The organism is Clostridium pabulibutyricum, from assembly GCF_058242705.1.
Genome location: NZ_JBZAYZ010000005.1, coordinates 143491 through 160123, shown reverse-complemented (window position 1 = coordinate 160123; position 16633 = coordinate 143491). Strand labels below are relative to the sequence as shown.

The 16633-nt window shown below is 29.0% G+C and carries 14 protein-coding genes and 1 pseudogene; 5 read left to right on the top strand and 10 right to left on the bottom strand.

The annotated features are described in order from the left end of the window. The first annotated feature begins 403 nt into the window (after positions 1 to 403). Positions 404 to 1636 carry an IS21 family transposase gene (istA, locus tag AC4CVH_RS08070; RefSeq protein WP_490787239.1) on the top strand — a complete coding sequence of 411 codons (1233 nt, stop codon included), beginning with the start codon at positions 404 to 406 and terminating at the stop codon, positions 1634 to 1636. 8 nt (positions 1637 to 1644) lie between these two features. After that, complete coding sequence (istB, locus tag AC4CVH_RS08065) at positions 1645 to 2403, top strand: IS21-like element helper ATPase IstB (RefSeq protein ID WP_490787238.1); 759 nt, start codon at positions 1645 to 1647, stop codon at positions 2401 to 2403. On the opposite strand, the pseudogene AC4CVH_RS08060 reads toward istB, so the two are convergent. From AC4CVH_RS08060 to AC4CVH_RS08020, 9 genes and pseudogenes are all read right to left on the bottom strand, one after another. Next, a pseudogene (locus tag AC4CVH_RS08060) lies at positions 2400 to 2932 on the bottom strand (lactate utilization protein). The gene istB and the pseudogene AC4CVH_RS08060 sit on opposite strands and share 4 nt — an antisense overlap. A 257-nt stretch (positions 2933 to 3189) precedes the next feature. After that, positions 3190 to 4992: a recombinase family protein gene (locus AC4CVH_RS08055; protein WP_490787237.1), complete on the bottom strand. Its 1803-nt coding sequence runs from the start codon at positions 4990 to 4992 to the stop codon at positions 3190 to 3192. Between the two features lie 60 nt (positions 4993 to 5052). Beyond that, positions 5053 to 5199, bottom strand: coding sequence for an SHOCT domain-containing protein (locus AC4CVH_RS08050; protein WP_490787236.1), 147 nt, complete (start codon positions 5197 to 5199; stop codon positions 5053 to 5055). A gap of 433 nt (positions 5200 to 5632) precedes the next feature. Beyond that, entirely contained in the window at positions 5633 to 5860 is a 228-nt protein-coding gene (locus tag AC4CVH_RS08045) for a helix-turn-helix domain-containing protein (RefSeq protein WP_490787235.1), read from the bottom strand. Then, positions 5857 to 6324 (bottom strand): RNA polymerase sigma factor, encoded by a 468-nt coding sequence (locus AC4CVH_RS08040; protein WP_490787234.1) that lies wholly within the window; start codon positions 6322 to 6324, stop codon positions 5857 to 5859. The genes AC4CVH_RS08045 and AC4CVH_RS08040 overlap by 4 nt, the downstream gene beginning before the upstream one ends. 2235 nt (positions 6325 to 8559) lie before the next feature. Then, the gene (locus tag AC4CVH_RS08035; RefSeq protein ID WP_490787233.1) at positions 8560 to 9216 is read right to left on the bottom strand and encodes an ATP-binding cassette domain-containing protein; all 657 of its coding nucleotides are present in this window, start codon (positions 9214 to 9216) and stop codon (positions 8560 to 8562) included. A 31-nt stretch (positions 9217 to 9247) separates the two neighbouring features. Then, positions 9248 to 9730: a stage II sporulation protein M gene (locus AC4CVH_RS08030; RefSeq protein WP_490787232.1), complete on the bottom strand. Its 483-nt coding sequence runs from the start codon at positions 9728 to 9730 to the stop codon at positions 9248 to 9250. Between the two features lie 8 nt (positions 9731 to 9738). Then, on the bottom strand, positions 9739 to 11082 hold the full coding sequence (locus tag AC4CVH_RS08025) for a hypothetical protein (protein WP_490787231.1): 1344 nt from the start codon (positions 11080 to 11082) through the stop codon (positions 9739 to 9741). 734 nt (positions 11083 to 11816) lie between these two features. Beyond that, positions 11817 to 12131: a hypothetical protein gene (locus tag AC4CVH_RS08020; protein WP_490787230.1), complete on the bottom strand. Its 315-nt coding sequence runs from the start codon at positions 12129 to 12131 to the stop codon at positions 11817 to 11819. Between the two features lie 400 nt (positions 12132 to 12531). Between AC4CVH_RS08020 and AC4CVH_RS08015 the strand changes: the two genes are divergently transcribed. Genes AC4CVH_RS08015 through AC4CVH_RS08005 form a run of 3 tightly spaced genes read left to right on the top strand, consistent with a single transcriptional unit; the run spans position 12532 to position 15429 of the window. Next, complete coding sequence (locus AC4CVH_RS08015; protein WP_490787229.1) at positions 12532 to 13584, top strand: efflux RND transporter periplasmic adaptor subunit; 1053 nt, start codon at positions 12532 to 12534, stop codon at positions 13582 to 13584. Then, the gene (locus tag AC4CVH_RS08010; RefSeq protein ID WP_490787228.1) at positions 13559 to 14248 is read left to right on the top strand and encodes an ABC transporter ATP-binding protein; all 690 of its coding nucleotides are present in this window, start codon (positions 13559 to 13561) and stop codon (positions 14246 to 14248) included. Before AC4CVH_RS08015 ends, AC4CVH_RS08010 begins: the two co-directional genes overlap by 26 nt. Beyond that, positions 14245 to 15429: an ABC transporter permease gene (locus AC4CVH_RS08005; protein WP_490787227.1), complete on the top strand. Its 1185-nt coding sequence runs from the start codon at positions 14245 to 14247 to the stop codon at positions 15427 to 15429. The genes AC4CVH_RS08010 and AC4CVH_RS08005 overlap by 4 nt, the downstream gene beginning before the upstream one ends. Positions 15430 to 15731: 302 nt before the next feature. On the opposite strand, the gene AC4CVH_RS08000 is transcribed toward AC4CVH_RS08005, so the two are convergent. After that, on the bottom strand, positions 15732 to 16628 hold the full coding sequence (locus tag AC4CVH_RS08000) for a conjugal transfer protein (RefSeq protein ID WP_490787226.1): 897 nt from the start codon (positions 16626 to 16628) through the stop codon (positions 15732 to 15734). Positions 16629 to 16633: the final 5 nt, after the last annotated feature.

Below are 16633 nucleotides of genomic sequence, written 5' to 3'. Positions count from 1 at the left end.
TCCATGGAAACAGGCTTCATTTGAACGTTACTGTAATAAGCAAGTTCATAGACAAAAAGAAAAAATAGCATAAAAAACTTACGAAATTATTTTTTAAAAATTAATTGTTTCTAAGGTTTGTTTGCCATACCTTAAATTAATAGCATCAAAACAATAAAGCACCAGCAAAAAACTGGTGCTAATAATTAAAACTTTTTGGGACATTTTCAAAAATGCTTGACACAAAAGCTTGAATCAACTACTTTGCTGATTTATTTTTTCCATAACGATTCCCCTCTGTAAATGTTAATATGAAAGTGCATAAAAGTTCCAACATGGAAATGTAGGAACTTATGCACTTTTTATGTGCAGCTTTTTCAAGGTATAATTGTGTAGAATTTCTAATAAAGTAGGTGCAATTATAATGAGAAAAGATGTACATAATAAACTAAAAAAATACACAAGAGAGGAGAAATTTTTATTGAATAAGAGTGAATTAGCACGAAGATTTAATTGTGATTCAAGAACAATAGATAGATATTTAAAAATCAGTTCTGGCGAACTTGAACCTAAGAAATCATCAAGGGTATATAGATCACTTATAGATGACTATAAATCTATTATTATTGAAAAAGTAGATAATTACGGTGCAACTGCTATGGCAATATACAAATTTATTGAGAAGAAAGGATATAAAGGAAAATATAGTACAGTAGCTGGATTTATAAACAAACATAAATGTTTTGAAATTAAAAAGGCAACTATTAGATTTGAAACAACCCCAGGATTGCAAGCTCAAGTTGATTGGAAGGAAAACTTAAGTATGATAAGCAAACAGGGTGAAGTATTTAAAGTGAATATTTTCCTAATGGTACTTGGATATTCGAGAATAAAATATCTAGAGTTAACTACAGATAGAGAACAAAAAACACTATTTAAATGTATGATTTCTGCATTTAGATATTTTGGAGGAATACCTCAAGAAATATTGTTTGATAATATGAAAACAGTAGTAGATAGAACTAAATCAACGTTCTCTAATATCGAATTTAATAAAACATTCAGGTATTTTGCTGATGATGCTGGTTTTAAACCCATAGCCTGCCAGCCGTATAGGCCTCAAACAAAAGGAAAAGTAGAGTCTCTAGCACGTCTTACTAACAGGTTAACTGTTTATAATGGTGAATTTGAGAATTATGATGAATTAAGTGAGATAGTACAGAGCTTTATGCAGGAAGTAAATAATAAATTATCCCAAGCAATAAATGAATCTCCTTTAAATCGCTTAAATAGAGAACTAGAGTATCTTAATCCATTGACACCATTAGATTCTTTGTTATCATATGTCTCCCGCAAAAAAGACTATAAAGTGTCAAAGGAATCCATGGTTAATTACAAAAGCAAAAAATACTCAGTTCCTACTAACTATATTGGTTCAAGAGTTAACATTACCGAAACATGTGATGCTAATATCAGTATTTATTATAATAAAGATTTTATTGTATGTCACTCATTAAGTGAAAATAAATATAATTATAAAACAGCACATATGCATGAAATACTCAAATCTGATGCCTGTAAGCATCTTACCGATGCCAAAATAGATGAATTTATAAAAGAAAATATGTCTATGATGGATATATTATTAGGAGAGTGAAAATTTAAATGTATGGAAAATTATTGAATAATCTAGAAAAACTAAAATTAGAAAAAATGTATTCGTATGTTCCGAACTATTTAGATACCGTTGTAAAGGAAGGAACTTCAGTGTTAGATGCCCTTGTGCATCTAACTGATAAAGAAATAGAATATAAAAATGAAATGGCTTCGAAGATACAAATCACTGTAGCTGGTTTTCCTTTTATAAAAAAAGCTGATGAATACGATTATGACTTTCAACCCTCTGTTAGTAAGATTCAAATTAAAGATCTATGTTCATTAAGATTCATTGAAAATAGAGAAAATATATTATTTTATGGAATTCCTGGTGTTGGAAAAACTCACCTAGCTACTGCTATAGGCGTCGAAGCAGCAAGTAAAAGATGCCTTACATATTTTATTACCTGTCACGATTTAATACAAAATTTAAGAAAAGCATATGATGAAAATCGTTTAGAGACAAGATTGAAACATTATAATAAGTATAGATTATTGATTATTGATGAAATTGGATATCTTCCAATCGACCATTTGGGTGCTAATCTGTTTTTTCAACTTATAACAAAGAGGTACGAACATAATTCTACTATAATAACAACAAATCAGCCATTCAGTAAATGGGGAGATGTTTTTTCAGATGTAACTTTAGCTAATGCAATATTAGATAGGTTATTGCATCATTCAAATATTGTAAAAATTATTGGACCTTCGTATAGGACAAAAGATGTTTATGAATTAATTCAGCAAGAAAGAACCCATGATTAATTAAAATTTACTATAGAATATTTATGCATTTTCATGTTGGAACTTTTCAACATTTTGAACTTGACATTTACACACCGGCCCAATGTTGTACATGGAGTTTCTTTTCGAAGTCGTTTTGCATCCAGTGGTGCGGCAATCTGGCGAGTACGCAAAATAGCGTGATCTACAGATTTTACAATCTTATTCGTTCCTACAACAGCAATCACCTGTTTTGGTCCATAAATAATCGGCGCAACACGACTGCCGTTTCCATCAATATTAAATAGTTTGCCGTATTGATTCCCGTTAAAAACGTGTCCGTACGGAAGTTTCGGAGGTAAATTTCCCGTTTTTCCTCGTGACTCAAGCTTTCCCGATGCTTATCCCAAAAATTGTAATGATTATTCCTGACATATTCATACACACCGCTCTGCCCTTCGGGCATCAAATTCCGAATCAGCTTATGCAATTGAAAGATGGATTCCACATAGTATCCGGCCATGTGATTTTTGCCTAAATTGTCTATTGTCTCTTTGATGGTACCCTGCATATTTCTCTCCCAAGCGCTTATCGACACACTAATATACGACCTGTTCCCACGCACACGCCAAAACTCACAAACATCAATTCTGTTCACACACCAGCCCCAAAAGCACCGAAACATCTATCCTGTTCTCTCGCCGAGCACTGACATCAATATCGTTCACTCACGACCGAAATCAATCCTTTGGACTTGTTCCCTCAAAGCAATATTCCGCCGTTTTCGGCGCACCGGAATTTTGCCCACAAACCCCGGAAGCACCAGTATTACTGTGTTTTCCGTACATTCAATTTTCTACCCTTGACATCAATACTACCGTCTCCACATGTGTCAACGCTATTATGAGAAGACAATTTATTTACCTCGTTATTATCATGGGAGCACAATTTGTCAGTCTTATTTTCATCCTTAATATTTCTTCTCTTTGGTTTGAATTTATTTCCGTTCATATTATTTTTCATACCTGTTTTATATACAAATGTAAGTTGTGCTGGATCTTTATTGCCATCTTCATCATATCCGCCAACTATCACTTTTTCTACAACGCTTTCAAAAACATATCGGTCAAATTTATTTAGGGCTTCATTTTTTTCTAATGTCTTCTTAAATTCTTTCAAACGACGTTTAATGTTCTTCTCATCACCTGCCGTTTCCTGTAACTTCTGACGCTCGTTTAAAAGCTGTTCCTGTTTTTCCATCAATACAGAGTATTTTGTTTCATACATATCCTTATCTATAACTTCTTCCAGAAGCATATCCACCAGTTTATTCTTCTTGTTTTCTATCGTACCTATCTCTTTTTCTACCTTAGCAAGCTTCTTATTTACAGTACTACTGCTTAATGTATCATCCATCCTTTGAAGGAATTCATTTAATACATCTTTGTTATCGCTACATAGCAGACGATAACTTTCAACAAAAGCATCCTCAATTGCCTTTTCTGATATACCTTTGCTATCCGGACAAAACTTTTTGCCCTTTTTGGTAGATGTTACGCACTGCCATATAATCTTGCTGTACTTGGAACTGCTATGCCAAACACGCCTTGACAAATTGCTGCCACAAAATCCGCATTTCAGCATACAGCTAAAAGCATATTTTCTGCTGTACTTTTCTCTCTTTCCAACACCTACTGTTGTTCTGTTTTTACTTCTTCTATTGAGGATTTCATGTGCTTTTTCAAAGATTTCTTCACTTACAATTGGTTCATGGTGATTACGTATATAAAACTTATCTTCTTCTCCCATATTTTCAAGTCGTCTTTTTGAAATAGGGTCAACAGTAAAAGTTTTACCCAGTAACAAATCACCTTTGTATTTCTCATTTTTAATAATTCCAATAACGGTAGATGGTGCCCATGTTGAGCTCCCATATTTTGTCTTGCACCCAAGATTCTCTAGCTCATGTCCTATCACAGAAGCACCAGCACCATCAATATAACGCTTGAAAATGTACTTGACAATCTCCGCCTCTTCTTTATTTATAGTAATAGTCTTGTCTTCTGGATGATAGTCATATCCAAGACAGCCTTGAAATCCTACCAATTCTCCACGTTTCATTTTCATTTTTAATCCCTTTTTGACATTTGAAGAAATGTTTTCAACTTCCTGTTGAGCTACAGAACTAAGTACAACAAGCAGCAATTCTCCATCCATCGTAAGGGTGTTTATTTTTTCATCTTCAAAATAGATGGAGATATCTTTTTCTTTTAGCATACGGACATATTTTAGTGTATCCAAGGTATTTCTGGCAAACCTTGAAATGGATTTTGTAATAATCATATCAATATTGCCATTCATACAATCGTTAATCATACGCTGGAAATCTTCACGTTTTGCAACTTGTGTACCTGTAATTGCTTCATCTGCATAGATATCTACCAAAATCCACTCTTTATTCTTATTAATCAAATCAGTATAATAACTGACTTGTGATTTATAACTATTCAATTGATCTTCGCTATCTGTGCTGACACGGCAGTAAGCAGCAACTCGTAGACGTTCTATCGTTTTCCCACGTATTCGTTTTGTCAATGCATTTCTTGCTTTTATAACTTCAACTTCCTGCATATAACATTCTCCTTTGTATCTACTCTATAGTATTATTATACTACATAAGATAATACATTTTCAAGCTGTTATATTAGAAAATATTTTATAGTCTTTCATAAGTCGGCTCTTAACTAGATTATATTCCTTCTTTGAAATTAGCTTACAGGAAAGTAATTGTTTTAGCATAGCAATTTGCATACTGTATCGAATTAATTTTTTATCCATTAAAAACCTCCTTGCTTTTGAATATATAAAAAATCAACAAATCGGACGGCTTCGGCAAAGCTCCACAGGACTTTCACCTTATCCCATGCTTATGGGTATACCGCCCAATGCCGTGCAGACGTTCAAGGCGGGAGTATCATTATCTCAATATGCAGGTCATGACAGCAACCTTGCCACAGGTCACTTGCGAATCACTGGAATAATCGCTCACTTTTTATTTCCCCCTTTAGTGGTCATGGCGTTCCAGTTCGCCGGCTCTCTACATATTGAATGTATCCGATTATTTTATGCTATGCTACAGATGGCATTTTCTTTGTCAAAGAACAAATAGGTTTTATCAACCCGTAAAAGCATACTTAAATAGACAATATGCTTTTACAGAGTGACAATTTCAAAGTTAGGGCGTATTGGTGATCCATACGCCCTTATATGTTTAGATTTTAAAACTTAAAATCATTTTCAGTAGGGCAGTGGTAATCTGTTCTTGAATGTACTTGTCCACAAAATAATATCCATTACCGTATTCATCAGTAAGCATCTTTGTGGAAAGTTTTGCAATATATCCTTGGTAGTGCTTCAATATATATTCAATTGCCACAGCATCACTCTCACTTGCTGCTTTTATTATAGGAAAGGGAATCAACTCCTTTGTTTTCTTCATAACTCCTCCTCCAATAGTGTTTTTATAATTTTTAATGCATTAGTACGGTTACGGTATACTGTACTACGGTTTACACCCAATTCATCTGCAATTTCTGCATCTGACATCTCTAGATAGTAAGACATCAGAATGATATCACGTTTGCGTTTTGGCAAAGTATCTAGAGCCTCTGCAATCTGACAGTCAGCTACTTCCACATTAAGTGATAAAATCTCATAAATCTGACTATCTAAATGATATGAATCAGAGGTTTGCAGCTTGTTCAATTCCAATTCCGATATTTCTGAAAATAAATATTCATGTTTACTGCGTCTACCAATAGATCGGCAGCAATTACTTTTAGTACGTATCATTACTTTTCTTGCCATACAGTCAAATTGGAATTGAATAGTTGTCTGAAAATCTTCATGGATCTGATAGTTGAGTTTTTCGAATGATACTTTGCTGAAAAAAGATGGCTTCATAGAATATCACCTCCTTTCTTAGCCAGTGAGAAAGGAGAAAATTTTGTTTCTCTTTTCCTCTTTCACACTGACTCTCACCAGGGAGGTAATATTTGTTGCAGAAAATGTTTTCTAGCTCAGAAAAATTTTTTAAGAATTGAAAAAAGCTCGGATGGATATTGTTATCCAAACGAGCTTTTAATATGACATTTTTTTCTTTATATGATATAATTGTACATGAGATAGACCATAACTATCCCAAAATGAAAATGAACTTTTTTAGAAAACCACTCTATTTACAATGATGGGGTTTGTATTTTAATTCTATTCGATAACCTCCTCCTTATTTTGTTGATGTCTGATAGTTAAATATTGTTTAATATCGTAAAGATGTGCTTATCTATAACAAAATAGCCTAAGCTTTAGCGAATGAAAAAAACACTACAGACAAATTAATTTAGATTTACCACATGTTTAACACCTATTGCCACTAATAGATCCTTTATGGTATGTGCAATTAAATGAATTCTTCAATAGTTTTTTTATTGATACACATAATGTGGAAAGCATAAAAATATAAACACAGGGAATCTAAATAATACTAAATCTATTCAAAAAAATCATATTTCTCATAAGTTATTTGCAAAGACTGGAGTCCGTGGTTATTTCTTCAATTAGTTTTTTAGAGAACATAAAATATAATTACAATCAGAATATTCTTCTTAAAGAAGCTATTATTTTATCGATGTCATATCAAATTTTTTATCCTATTATTATATCCATAACCTGAATACTATAATGAATATGATTCATTAAGTATTCTAAGAATTCTAGCCATAAGCAGAAGCATATATTACAAAAAGTTTACTTGTGGATTTAATTATTTCTAATAGTTAATAAACTTTTATACTAACATCATTTATTACATTAAGATATTATACAACTAGTGGGAATGTTTCTACAATAATATTTTTATTGGAAGATTATAGCGTTTTCTTAAAAATGGGTAATCAATTTATTTACTTTTCTCAAAAGATTATACCTGCGACAAAGATTGGTATCAAGAATTCCGACACAGCATCTATTATAGTAGATTCTTAACATAATCTTTAATCAGTAGGTTAACTATAAATCCACTAAAAATTTGTTTTACAAAGGGAAGCATTCAAAAAATATATATCTAAGTAGAACTAATTTTTTTTATTTATAATAAAGCCAATGCCAAATCTAAACACAATACCTACTGCAAGCGATATTATTATAGCAATAACAAACCTAATATCAGTAGTTTTTTGAATTAAAACATTTACCACGCATATCAAAATAACGGCTATTATATTTAAAGCTTCATCTTTCATAAATATATTAGTGAGAAAAATAATTAAGTTCTCACTATAGTTCACCTCCTAATATGTTTAAATTATGTTTTCTTTTATATAATTTAAAAGAATTTCTTGAAAAAGTAGACACTTAAGAATTATAAATTTTTTACTATTACATAATCACTATTATATATTATTTTTCGTAAAATTAACTATGTTTATTGCTATACATTTCTACATATCAGAATATATCACGTTCTGCGTTTTCCTTTATTTTACGCTTCTTTTAGTGTAAAACATACCAATACTTTATAGTACTGAAAAATATTTCTATATATTCATCATTAAAGTAGTTATCTTTATGTATCTAATTATTTTTGCCTTCTATGGAATGACTTTACGAATAATATCTTACTATACGACGCAATAAATAGTTTGTACATCTTTGTAACTAGTATATATTACATTAATTTTTATAAACTTAAAAATTACTCTGAGTATTTTGAGCAAAAAGTATATTATTTTTTAGTATATTAGCTAGTTTCTAAAATTCTTCTATTGTTTTCTGCAAAGATCATTTTTCCATTTTATCCAGTTTTTTAAAATTTGATGTTCATTTCTAAATCTTTTAATACACTTAAGATTACTCTTCTTCCTTCTGATATAAGTCTTATTGCATCTGCTTTGAATTCTTCATTATAATTATTGACATTACCTAATATTTCTTATCTCTTGTATATAGTTATTATATCTAATTTATATGTGTTTATCAATTTGAGTATAGGGAAATTTTCTTGTCTTTAGCGATTTATTTTATAAATTTGATAGTCACTTTACTAATTTTTAAGACAATTATGATTGTATTTACTTCATAATTTTTTTATTTAGTTAATTGCCTAAGTATTTATAGTTAAGAGTTATCATATTTAACATATCATTTCATTAATTGTAGAATGTAGTTATTCATATCTTCGATTGTTTTAAAATTGTTGTTTATTTCAATTAATTTTTTATCTGTTAGATATAATATTTTATTACTTAATTTAAATGCAATATTAGGTACATGAGTTGAAAATATTATTAGTCCATTTAACTTAATTTTATAAAATATATTTTTTACTTTTTCTATTGTAATCAGATCAATATCAGTAAAAGGTTCATCTAAAATTAAAACCTTAGGATTAATAAGTATAATAAGTATAATAAGTAATTTAAATTTCATACCTTTAGAATAATTAACTATAACAGTATTTTTAAAATCATATATTTCAAATTCTTTAAAAAGCCTATTTATGGTGTCTTTATTAGTATGAATTCTTTTAAATTTTAAAGTAACATTTATGAATTCTTCACCTGTAAGTAGTTCAAATGGAATGGGATTTTCGCCTATAAATACAATTTTTTCTTCATCTTTGCTATATTCAATATATCCTTGATCAGATTTAATAAATGCTGATATTATATTTAAAAGTGTAGTTTTTCCAACTCCATTTTTACCAAATATACTGTATATGTTCCCTTGATTAAAAGTATAATTTATGTTTTCAAACACAGTATCTTTGTATTTTTTACTTAAATTTACTAATCTCAATAAAACCCCTCCTTTCACTTTTTATATTTTTTTATATTTTATAAGATATTTTAACTTCAATTATTGCTGATATTATTATTAAAAATATACCTATAATAAATAATACAAAATTATTCTTAGATTCTTCATTTTTCAAATTAATGCCTATATAAGTAGCAATAGATAATCCCATTATTTCTAATATACCATGTGGAATAATTTTAATTAAGTAAAGTGATAACTTATTTGTATCAAGATAAATTATAGAACTTCCTGTAAATATAATAGAATTGTAATAAAATAATACATAAGGAAGTTTTTTATGTATAAAACCTAATAATATAAGGCATATATAAAATCCTAAATTTGACAATAATATTTTGTATATATTTATCTTCATAAAATTAATATAGTCTTTAGACAAAATATTAGCATAATTAGAAAACAATGATATTATTATAAATACTGCTGGTAGTATCCAAAAAGATACGTTAATAATAAGAATCTTTTTTATTTGTTTTTTATTTATTATCATAATATCTCCTATAATAATAGTATTAATGATAGCTCTACTATATAAAAAACTCCAGAAAATTTTTCTGTTAAATTCATTTTTTCAACATTAGAATATTTTAGATTTAGACCATTATCATATATTAAAGTATTAATTATAATATTTATTAAGAAAAAACAAATACCAATTAATATATACAAAAATGATATAAAAGCAATATTTTGTATGCTTAAAATAAAAATTATTGCAATTAATAATTGCATCTTTATAAGTTCTTTATCTATAGAGTAAAATATTTTATCATCTACATTAAATAATTTCATATAATCTAAAAATTTATCTGATAAAAGATACCTTTGATTATATTGAGTAAATAAAAAGCTTAAGCAAAAAGAAATGATTAGTGTTTTTTTTAATAAAGATATCTGTACAATAAATACTATTATTGTTATTATTATCATTAAAATTAACTTATTTTTTACTTCCTTTTCGAAAAAATCCTTCTTTATAGAATGCTCTTTATTTAATATATTGTGAAGCCATATATTTTTTTCGTTATATATTTCTTTCTTGCCAAAATCATTATCGTTTTTTCTCAAAACTATAAAGAATATAAAATAAAATAAATTTAATATTAGAATTATTATATTTAAATAATAAGTATTAATACTATTTAAATATTTAATACTTGCTAAATATATGTTATTTAAATTGTGTAATAAATTGTAATTAAATATTAGCCTTAAATTGTAAAATCTTATAAATACATATATTATTAAAAGAACTACATACGCTATATATTTTTTAAAACTATTTTTTGATATTTCACCTATAATATATTTTTTATAGGAATTAGTAACTTTTTCAATCGATATATAAACTAAAATTAAGAAAATATTAATACATGCGAGTACTTCCTTACAATTTATATTTTTAATTATTCTATATTTTAATACAAAATAATTTAAAAATATAAATATTAATATAGTTATTATGTTAATTAAATCATATTTAATCAACATATATGTATTCCTAATAATTTCATCTTTTGAAAACATTCTATTTTTTATAAATGAAATAAATTTAAATTGATTGTCATTATACTCTATTCTAGAATAATAAAAAGCAATATATAACAAAAATATAAATAAGAATGTTAAATAAAAATAACTCATAGCATTTAACTTAAGTATATATTGTAATATGTAAAATGTAGATATTGAAAGAATATATATAAGTATTATAATAAACAATTTATATATATAATAAATTGTTTTATTTACGAACGGTAGATCATTACCCCATTTATTATAAAATTTTCTATATTGAAACATATTTCTTAATTTTAGTATAATTAAATAATCCTTTATCATTTAAAGTCTCCTAAATTAAACTTATTTATTGAATTTTAATAAAGTGAAACACTATTGGGAATATTAAATTCACTGCTATATACACTAATGCTCTTTTTGAAGAAGCAAATTCATACTTAATTAAATATAAATATAATATATATTGGATACATAAATAAATTGGATTAAATACTAAAATCCAGTAAGTATCTATATGAAATACATTCTTAACAAATATAATAAAAAGTGTATTAAAAAATAGCTGAAATAAAATAATATTTAGAAATATTATTTTATTAGAGAAGTTTTTCCCAACTATAAATTTATATATAAATAAGTTAAAAAAGTAAGTGAAAAATATATTAATTATAATTAATACTGATGAAAATATAATAGTAAAATATATCATTGATAATGTTAAAGTATTTTTGTTTAAGGTATTAATAGTTTGTATTATTGAAATAAAACTTAGACAAATAATTAATATACTTGACGTAATCTTGCTTTCCATAAATTTTTTAAATAATTTCATAAACATCTCCAATAAGTTTATATTATAGCAAGAAGATTTTCATATCTTTAAAAAATCAGCTAATTTATTTTTATTTTGCATTATATAATTATAGATTTTACGCTGAAAGCTTTTGTTATGTGCTTTAATTCTATTTACAAAATTTAAGAATCAATTAAAATTTTTAGTTAAATAATATATGCTTTAATAATCTAAAACAAACATTTGTAAAATCATATTAATTTTAATATGATTTTAATCCCGGACTATTCATTACTACGCTAATTCCATAGCCAACAAGAACACTAATCAAAAAACCAGCTGCGGCTCCTGGTCCCATTACTGCAGAAACTGCTGCACTAATGCTTCGACCTGCTCTATAGGCATCATATATAACTTTCAATACTTCTCCTACCTTGAGAACTGTAGTCCCTAATACAGCTGCTATTAAGGAAGAGCCTGTTATAATAAATACAAAAAACATTATTGCTAATGATAATACTGTTTTTATTGTATTTTTATAATACTTATTTGTCTTTTTTTCTATAGTTACTTCCATAACTGTATTTCATCTCCCTTCTCATGATATGAAGTATCTTCTTACTATATTTATAGTATAAATTGTACAAACTATTATGTCAATAATATCATATTATGTATTTATTATTATTTACTTCAAATATAATCATTTAAAAGAAAATTATATAAATATATGTTATATAATGTCATAATTTAAGAATGATATTAACATAATATAAATATATTAAATGTTTTACATGATTAAAAAAATTGAACTGATAATATAAGATATATGCTAATAGAACTAATCAAATAATCTCATAAAAATAAAATTAGAACAGTATACTTAAATGAAATAATTACATTATTATGAAATTAAGAAAGGAATTGTACAACATAATGTAGAATGTATAATTTAAAAGCATAAGGAGATGAACTTAATGGAAGAAAAAAAAAAAATATTAATTACTATTTCTATTATTTTTGTATTTAGTACATTATTTTTACTATTTTTTTTGAATCATAACAAACAAAGTATAAATAAGAAAAATGTGAAACATGATGTATATACTGTTCCGTCACAGCAGAATATATTTTTAGATGGAGAAGTTCAATATTTAAAAAAGGTAAGCTTTACTGAAGATGCAGCTAAAGGAACTCTTGACAAAATAAGTGTTAAAGACAAGCAGCAGGTAAAAAAAGGACAAACCTTGTTTAACTATAAGAATGAACAGATGATTGAGCAATATGAGACTCTCCAGCAGCAGCTTAACGGCATGGACAACCAATCTACTGGTCAAAGTAATCTTCAGTCAACTCAAATCAACAGCCAAAAATCAAGCCTTCAGCAGCAGATGAATGACATTAAAGATAAACGTTATGCCACAATTTCAGCTCCCTTCGATGGAGTTGTTTCCATAGACGAAAATAACGGAGATAATACCAGCAAAATCATTTTGACGCTGATTGATCCTAAAATGCAGGTGATAGCCAATGTCAGTGAAAAAGACGTGTTAAAGCTCAAAGTAAATCAAAAGGTAAAGATTAATGTCTATGGTACAAATAAAGAGTTTAATGGTACAATAAGATCCATTTCCACAGAGCCATCGCAAATGCAGTTGTACCAGGGCAATAGCAGTACTTCGTCAAATTTAGTACAATCCACGGGTTCCAATATATCCTATTATCCTGTTTATATAGACATAGGTAATCAGAAAGAGATCTACACCGGTTTTCATGTACAGGGAAGCACTGTCGATGAAAATGAACTGCCTAAAATTCCTTCATCTTCAATTTTCAGCAATAATAAAGATAAATTTGTCTGGCTTATAAGAAATAAAAAGCTGCAAAAAGTTTCTGTGGAAGTTGAAAATTATAATAGTACCTACGTGAAGGTAAAAAGCGGTTTGGATTTTGGTGATAAAATTATTAAAAGTCCATCAAGTGAAATGAAAGAAGGGGACAGCATTGGCACAGCATCTTCTGGAAGTTAAGGGATTGAGTAAATGGTACGGACAGGATAAAAACCGGCAGCAGGTTTTAAAGGATCTTGACTTTGAAATAGACACGGGTTCATTTGTGGTTATAATGGGAAAATCAGGTAGCGGGAAAACAACTTTGCTGAATATCCTGGGCCTTCTTGACAACTTTGACAGGGGAAGTTATGTTTTTGATGGACAGGATGTTACAAAAATGGGAGAAAATCAGCGCTGTTTATTCAGGAACAGCAATATTGGCTTTATATTTCAGCAGTTCTATTTGATAGAATCCTTGACGGTAGCACAGAATATTGAACTTCCTCTGCTGTACCATGGAGGGTATACCAGCAGCCAGAGAATTGACAGAGTTAAAAAAAGCCTTCAAGATGTGGAGCTGGAAGACAAATTTAACAGTTATCCAAATGAATTATCCGGAGGGCAGCAGCAGCGTATTTCAATTGCCAGGGCACTTGTTAATGAATCCAATCTTATTCTTGCAGATGAGCCCACCGGTGCACTGGATTGGAGAACCGGGCTTAAAATTGTTGACATACTGGCTAAACTCAACAAACAAAATAAGACTATTATAATGGTAACTCATGATGGTGATCTTAAAAAATATGCCACTCACTGTGTTTTTCTCAAAGATGGTGTTTTTACTGAGGAGGAGGGCCTATGAATTTATGGGAGTTTGTATATAGTGCAATTTTAAGTTTACGAACACATAAGCTTAGAGTATTTTTAACTATGATAGGAATAATTATTGGCATAAGTTCTGTAGTTATCATTCTTTCTATTGGAGAAGGGTTAAAGGCTCAGGTAAATCAATCAACTGAAGATACAGGGGTCAACACCTTTACAGTTAATTTTGAACCTTCGGATTTAGATTCCACAACAGTAGCTACAGCTTTCAGTTATAAAGATTTTCAGGATTTGAAAAGTATTGACGGTGTGGATCAAGTCAGCAAGAGCAGCAATGGATTGGAAGGCTTGACGGGAGTTATTGAAAATGCAACTTTCTTTAATAAACAATCTTCTTTGATAGTAAACAACTATGACAAAAATCCAGGCCTTGTTTCAGGCAGGGGCATAACCCGGGAAGACAATGACTTTAAACATTATGTGGTTATACTTACAAAAGACCATGCCAGGGCATTATTTGGAAATGATGTAAACGAAGGAATCGGAAAGGGAATAAAGATAAAAGATGAGTATTTTGAAGTTATAGGCATTGGAAATGGAGGCTCGGGTTTATTGTCCATGCAATATGATTATGTGCCTAAATTTGCAAAGGATCTTCTGGAAAATGACACAGAGATCTCTTCAATTGACGTTAAAATCAAACAGGGATTTAATTTTGATTCCGTATTTAAAAAAGTAAAAAAAGAACTGGAAATCCTCCATCCTGACGTAAAGGGAAGTTACACAAAAGAGGATCCAAAAGCTGTTTCTAAGGCTTTGGAGAAAATAATAAGCGGAATAACTACTTTTATAGCTGTTGTTTCAGGAATATCTTTATTTGTGGGTGGAATTGGAGTAATGAATATAATGTATGTATCAGTTATGGAACGCCGGCGTGAAATAGGCATTAGAAGGGCAATAGGTGCAAAACCTGCTTCAATCCTGTGGCAGTTTTTGATAGAATCAATATTTATTACCGGTATGGGCGGAATTTTGGGAATAGCCATGGGATATCTTTTATCTTTGATTTTAGGAAATTTTTTGTCCTTTAAGCCGGTCATAACAATAGGAATATTGATAGGAGCATCCAGTACTTCTATTGCTGTGGGAATAATTTTTGGAATAATTCCTGCATATAAAGCTGCAAAGTTGGATCCTATTAAGGCTATTTATAGATAGTTAACAGTGATAGGGTACGATGCCGAAATTAAGACACTTCAATATGAGAAAAACACAGATTTCAAAACAAATTAATCAAATAAAAAGCTGCAGTTCAAACCAACAAAATTTAGAATGTTTTTCACAAATGGAGAGGAACCTACTTAAACTCTTTAATATTTGTTTGAGTAGATTCCTCTCAAGCTCCAAAGCACAGTCGTTGGGTAATTGCTTTTTATGTTATTAACTTAACGATTATATGATATAAATTACTGTAATAAGAATATAAAAATTATGTTGTTAATAATGTAGCTGCTATTTTTCTATTTAACAATCATCCAATTTCTATCCTTATCCGAAGTCAAATCAAACTGTGAGATCTGTACTGCTTTTGTCTGTTGATCCAGATACTTAACTGATACTGATACTTGTACTTTATCAGCAGCTTTTCGATACACCGGGTTAATAAGCCCTGAAAATATATAGTCCTTACCAATTGGCTTTAGCACATCATCTTTTACATAGTAGGATAGTTCCTTCTTACTTGCAGTAGGATAGAGTTTAAAGAATGTCTTTAAGAATTCGTTGATTTCCTCCGTAGTAGCTTCATCCACCGTTCCATCACTTTCTGGTATCTTTGGTTCATAACCTGACTTTGCAGGAATCCCACAAATAGTTGGATTTTTTATGATTACCATATTTCCGGCTTTATCCACATAGACTACCAATGCGTATGAGGAATCAACAATCTTTTTCGTAGTGCCTTCTGTTATTAACTGGTCAATAGAAAAAGTGACTTCATATTTATTATTATCTATCTTTTTTACTTTCCAGATTTGAATATCATTAACTGTGGAAGATGTTGGTATATCCCTACGAATGGTATCAGTATTTAAATCCTGCAATCCCTTAGTCAGATACCCTTTGAGATTTTCTGTTCGCGTATCTATAGAATTTTGATCATTTTCCCATGAATAATATACTTTGGCAAAGTTCTTTACGAAGTTTTCTATCTGATTGGTATCCATTACCTGTTTTTCAATGACCTTTGTTTCATGAACAGTTTTTATATCTATAGCAGTAAAGTTCTTATAAATACCAAAGATAAGACTGCCAATAAGCAGCACCCACAGAAAAATGATGGATTTCCTGTGGATACCAACTTTCATAACACGTATCGTCTTAGATTTAGATTGCTTTTCTTTTTTTCTTATTTTCATATCTT

Bases quoted from the DNA above. Each gene is read 5' to 3' on its own strand.
- istA (WP_490787239.1), top strand. From the start codon at position 404: ATGAGAAAAGATGTACATAATAAACTAAAAAAATACACAAGAGAGGAG.
- istB (WP_490787238.1), top strand. From the start codon at position 1,645: ATGTATGGAAAATTATTGAATAATCTAGAAAAACTAAAATTAGAAAAA.
- AC4CVH_RS08055 (WP_490787237.1), bottom strand. From the start codon at position 4,992: ATGCAGGAAGTTGAAGTTATAAAAGCAAGAAATGCATTGACAAAACGA.
- AC4CVH_RS08050 (WP_490787236.1), bottom strand. From the start codon at position 5,199: ATGGATAAAAAATTAATTCGATACAGTATGCAAATTGCTATGCTAAAA.
- AC4CVH_RS08045 (WP_490787235.1), bottom strand. From the start codon at position 5,860: ATGAAGAAAACAAAGGAGTTGATTCCCTTTCCTATAATAAAAGCAGCA.
- AC4CVH_RS08040 (WP_490787234.1), bottom strand. From the start codon at position 6,324: ATGAAGCCATCTTTTTTCAGCAAAGTATCATTCGAAAAACTCAACTAT.
- AC4CVH_RS08030 (WP_490787232.1), bottom strand. From the start codon at position 9,730: ATGATAATAAATAAAAAACAAATAAAAAAGATTCTTATTATTAACGTA.
- AC4CVH_RS08025 (WP_490787231.1), bottom strand. From the start codon at position 11,082: ATGATAAAGGATTATTTAATTATACTAAAATTAAGAAATATGTTTCAA.
- AC4CVH_RS08020 (WP_490787230.1), bottom strand. From the start codon at position 12,131: ATGGAAGTAACTATAGAAAAAAAGACAAATAAGTATTATAAAAATACA.
- AC4CVH_RS08015 (WP_490787229.1), top strand. From the start codon at position 12,532: ATGGAAGAAAAAAAAAAAATATTAATTACTATTTCTATTATTTTTGTA.
- AC4CVH_RS08005 (WP_490787227.1), top strand. From the start codon at position 14,245: ATGAATTTATGGGAGTTTGTATATAGTGCAATTTTAAGTTTACGAACA.
- AC4CVH_RS08000 (WP_490787226.1), bottom strand. From the start codon at position 16,628: ATGAAAATAAGAAAAAAAGAAAAGCAATCTAAATCTAAGACGATACGT.